Here is a 477-nt window from a genome sequence, read left to right as displayed (position 1 = left end):
TAATGTCTGTATCCAAAGAAGTCAGATCAAAGATTCCTACATCCTGATCCATCTCATCTTCCGCACACACCTCAAAAGGTGTTATCGGTGCTGTTGCCGTTGGAATTGGCTCTACACTGAGTTCTAAACTCGCAATGTTATTGCTATTGATACACTCCGTAGCGGTATTCTCCACACGGATAAACACCGTTTGTGGATCCATCGTGTTTTCAAATCCGTTGACAAGTGCTGCCGTTCCTGCCAAAGCATCTGCCGCTGTTAAATGATAGCTCACGGTAAAGTCTGCCAAATCCTGTGGTGCTTCTAATAGATTTAGCGAAGCGCTTACCACATCCCAATCAAACTGTCCCACATTGTCATTGTCATACTCACAGAATGTGTATTCAAACGTCATGCTGGTCAGTACTGGTAATGGATGTACAATCACAGGTAATTCTACCACAGTGTAACATGGAAGCATGTTGCTATCAATCTGTA

Annotated in this window: 1 protein-coding gene; it reads right to left on the bottom strand. The window is 43.4% G+C overall.

The genetic code is table 11. The features are described from left to right. The coding region (locus AA089_RS25370; protein WP_046759428.1) for a hypothetical protein at positions 1–477 on the bottom strand (477 nt) is incomplete at both ends.

The organism is Kordia jejudonensis (genome assembly GCF_001005315.1).
GTDB lineage: Bacteria > Bacteroidota > Bacteroidia > Flavobacteriales > Flavobacteriaceae > Kordia > Kordia jejudonensis.
This window is presented reverse-complemented; position numbering and strand designations above follow the sequence as displayed.